The following is a 4280-nucleotide window of genomic DNA, read 5'->3' on the forward strand; positions in this document are numbered from 1 at the left end:
TGGCTTCCGGCTTCGACTCCGTCTTGGGCGCCTCGGCCTGGGGCTCGGGGGCCTCGGCCCTGGCTTCCGGCTTCGACTCCGTCTTGGGTGCCTGGGCCTGGGCCTGGGGCTCGGGCTCGGGCTTCGGTTCCGTCTTGGGTGCCTGGGGCTCGGGCTTCGACTCCGCTTTGGGCGCCTGGGCCTGGGCCTGGGCCTCGGGCTTGGGCTCGGGCTTCGGTTCCGTCTTGGGTGCCTGGGTCTGGGGCTCGGGCTTCGACTCCGCTTTGGGCGCCTGGGCCTGGGCCTTAGGCTCGGGCTTGGGCGCTTCGGCCTGGGGGGCTGCGGCCTTGGCTTCCGGCTTCGGCTTGGCCTGGTCCGACGGGCGGGTGTCCTCCACGGTCTCGGCCTTGGCGGCCTCCGCCTGCAGGCGCTGCTGCTCCTCTACCGCCTTCGGATGGATGGCATGCTGGCGGCTGCGGTTGCGCGGGTTGTTGCGGGTGCGCTTGGGCTTGCCGTCGTCCACCGGCGTCTCGGCTTTGGGCGCGTCGGCCTTCGCCTCCAGCGGCCTGTCGGTGGGACGCTCGTCGCGCTTGTCCCCGCCTCGAGGGCGGCGCGAGTCGTCGCGAGACTTCTCGTCACGCGGTTTGTCATCGCGCTTGGGCGTCTCCTGCTGCCGTGGCTGGCGTGCGTCGTCCTGGCGACCGCGGCCACGACCGCCGCGGCCACCGCGGTTGTCGGTACCGTCGCCGCGCTCGCTGTCCTGGCGCGGTGCGCCGCGACGCTCCTCGTTGCGCGGGCGACGCTGACGACCGTTACGCCCGCTGCGCTCGTCGTCGCGCCGGGCGGGCTTGGGGGCGGCTCTTTCGACGGGTGACGCCTCGGTACGGGTGGGCGGCTGCTGTCCGCCCTCGGCAGGGGCTTCGTCGCTGCCCAGCAGCTTGGCGAGGCCCTTGACCAGTCGGCCCAGCACGCCGGCCTGGGGCTCGGCGACGGGTTGTGTCACGGCGGGGGGACGGGCGGCGGGCCTGGCGGCCGGAGTCGGGGTAGCCTGGGGCTCTTCCCGCTGCAGGGAGGCGGGCGCCGGCTCGTGATGGATGACGGTCTTCACCGCCGCCTCGGCACGCTGCACCGGCTTGCCGAAGCCGGGCTCGGGCTCCTTGCCCACCTCGGTCTCGGTGGAGAGTTCGAAGCTGGACTTCTGGGGGCCCTCCTCGTCCACGTGGTCATCGCGCAGGCGCTGGACGTCATAGTGGGGGGTGTCCATCTCGGGGCTCGGCAGCAGCACGACCTTGACGCTCTGGCGCCGCTCGATGTCGGCCAGCACAGCGCGCTTCTCGTTGAGCAGGTAGGTGGCCACCGGCACCGGGAGGATGGCGCGGATCTGGGCGCTGCGCTCCTTCATGGCCTCCTCCTCGATCAGGCGCATGATCGAGAGCGAGATGGAGCGCACGTCGCGAATGGTGCCCTGGCCGTCGCAACGCGGGCAGACCACGCCGCTGGTCTCGCCGAGCGAGGGGCGCAGACGCTGGCGGGACATCTCCATCAGGCCGAAGCGAGAGATGCGGCCGATCTGCACCCGAGCGCGGTCCAGCTTGAGGGCATCGCGCATGCGGTTCTCGACCTCGCGCTGGTTGCGCGCCGGGCTCATGTCGATGAAGTCGATCACCACCAGGCCGCCGATATCGCGCAGCCGCAGCTGGCGGGCGATCTCGTCGGCCGCCTCCAGGTTGGTCTGCAGGGCGGTTTCCTCGATATCGCTGCCGCGCGTGGCGCGTGCCGAGTTGATGTCGATGGAGACCAACGCCTCGGTGTGGTCGATGACGATGGAACCGCCGGAGGGCAGCTTCACCTCGCGCTCGTAGGCGGTCTCGATCTGGGACTCGATCTGGAAGCGCGAGAAAAGCGGCACCTCATCGACGTAGAGCTTGATCTTCTGCTGGTAGGAGGGCATCACCTGGCGGATGAAGGCCAGCGCCTCCTGGTGCACCGCCTCACTGTCGATCAGCACCTCGCCGATGTCCTGACGCAGGTAGTCGCGCATGGCGCGGATGATGACGTTGGACTCGCGGTAGATCAGGAAGGGGGCGGGGCGCTTGCCGGCCTCGGCGGTGATCGACTCCCACACCTGCACCAGGTAGTCCAGGTCCCACTGCAGCTCCTCGGGCGACCGGCCGATGCCGGCGGTGCGCACGATCAGGCCCATCTTGTCGGGCACGGTGAGTTGCCCCATGGCGTCCTTGAGCTGGCTGCGCTCCTCGCCCTCGATGCGCCGCGAGATGCCGCCGGCCTTGGGGTTGTTGGGCATCAGCACCAGGAAGCGCCCGGCCAGGCTGATGAAGGTGGTCAGCGCCGCACCCTTGTTGCCGCGCTCTTCCTTGTCCACCTGGACGATGACCTCCTGTCCTTCCTTCAGCACCTCCTTGATGCTGGGGCGGCCGGAGGCGGGCTCCTTGACGAAGTACTCGCGGGAGATCTCCTTCAGCGGCAGGAAGCCGTGACGGTCGGCGCCGAAGTCCACGAAGGCGGCTTCCAGGGAGGGTTCGATGCGGGTGATCTTGCCGCGGTAGATATTGGCTTTCTTCTGTTCCCGGGCACCGGATTCGATGTCCAGGTCGTAGAGGCGTTGTCCATCGACCAGCGCGACGCGCAGCTCTTCTGGCTGGGTCGCATTGATGAGCATCCGTTTCATGTTGTCTCGCACTATAGGGCGCCGGCGAGCTCGGCGTGGCGAACCGCTGTGTGCTGCGTGCCTGTGCTCAGCGCATGTCACGATGCGCAATAGCGTCCGGCCGGGGGCTCCCGGTCGGGCAGCACCGCGGCATGAGCATGTTGAGTACGGGGCGGAGGCAGGACATGTCTCGGTGGGGGTCACCCATCCGGCCCTGCGGTCACCGCCAACACCTGGCATTCATCGATTCGCCACCGCCGGTCTCCGGCACGCTGATTGACGTGTCCCGTGGCCTGCCGACGCTCCATGACGGGGGAAGCGACGGGGGATCCGGGCGTGGCGCTATCTGGTTGTGTTACCTGTCCTGCATCGGTACTGCATGGGGCGGCGGGACGCAGCGGCGTCGTCGCGGCCTGATTCTTGTCGCTCCGGCCTGCGTGTCTGTCGGGCAGGCGCTCGGTGGGCATTTCGGCCCAGTGGGGCGAGCTGGCAATATAACAGCAAAGGGGTGCCCCAGCAATTGGCGCACCCGGGCGCCCACTGCGATAGAATGCGGCTTTTCGCAGGATCTGCAGTGGAGTCTCGGCATGGCCGAAGGGCGCGACGTACAGTGGGTCGAGGTGACGGAAGGGCAGGACGGCCAGCGGGTCGACAACTTCCTGATGACGCGCATCAAGGGGGCGCCGCGGGCGCTGATCTATCGCATCGTGCGCAAGGGCGAGGTGCGGGTCAACAAGAAGCGCGTCAGGCCGGATACCCGGCTGGCGCTCGGTGACCTGGTGCGCATCCCGCCGCTCAGGCTCTCGCCTCGCGAGGCGGTGCGCGAGGTAAGCGATAACCTGCGCAACCTGCTGGCCGGCAGCGTGCTGGTGGAGGGGCGCGACTGGCTGGTGATCAACAAGCCCGCCGGGCTCGCCGTGCACGGCGGCAGCGGGGTCAAGATCGGCCTGATCGAGGCGCTGCGCCAGGTGCGCGAGGACCTCGACTTCCTCGAGCTGGTCCATCGCCTGGATCGCGATACCTCGGGCTGCCTGCTGCTGGCCAAGTCGCGCCCGGCGCTGCTGGCGTTGAACGAGGCACTCAAGCGGCAGCAGATGGAGAAGCGCTACCTGGCCCTGGTGGCCGGGTGCTGGCCGGCGCGGCGGGACTATGTGGCGGCGCGACTCGACCGCTATACCCTGGCCAACGGCGAGCGCCGGGTGCGGGTCGCTCCCGACGGCAAGGTGGCCCGCACCCGCTTCGCGGTGCGTGAGGCCTTCCCCGGGGTGACTCTGCTGGAGGCCGAGCCGGTGACCGGGCGCACCCACCAGATTCGCGTGCATGCCGCCCACGCCGGCCACCCCCTGCTGGGGGACGACAAGTACGCCAGTCGCGACAGCCAGCGGCTCGGCGACGCCCTCGGCGTCTCGCGATTGTTCCTGCACGCCGAGTCGCTGAGCTTTCCCGAGCCCACCAGCGGCCGTCCGGTGCGGATCCGGGCGCCGCTGCCTGCGGAGCTCGAGGCGGTGCTGGCCCGCGCCCGCCGCGACGCCTGAGACCAGCAACGACTGTACGGATCGACCAAGGGGAGAGGACAATGCGCTATCGACTGGTGATCTTCGACTGGGATGGCACCCTGATGGATTCGGCGGCC

Annotated in this window: 2 protein-coding genes; one reads left to right on the top strand and one right to left on the bottom strand. The window is 69.5% G+C overall.

What is annotated here, in order from left to right:
* On the bottom strand, positions 1-2668 hold a 2668-nt coding region (gene rne / locus J5F18_RS09465; RefSeq protein ID WP_346301989.1), incomplete at its 3' end, for a ribonuclease E.
* A gap of 566 nt (positions 2669-3234) precedes the next feature.
* On the opposite strand from rne, the gene J5F18_RS09470 reads away from it, so the two are divergent.
* Positions 3235-4182 carry an RluA family pseudouridine synthase gene (locus J5F18_RS09470; protein WP_346301990.1) on the top strand — a complete coding sequence of 316 codons (948 nt, stop codon included), beginning with the start codon at positions 3235-3237 and terminating at the stop codon, positions 4180-4182.
* Positions 4183-4280 lie beyond the last annotated feature (98 nt).

This window comes from Halomonas sp. BM-2019, assembly GCF_017584085.1.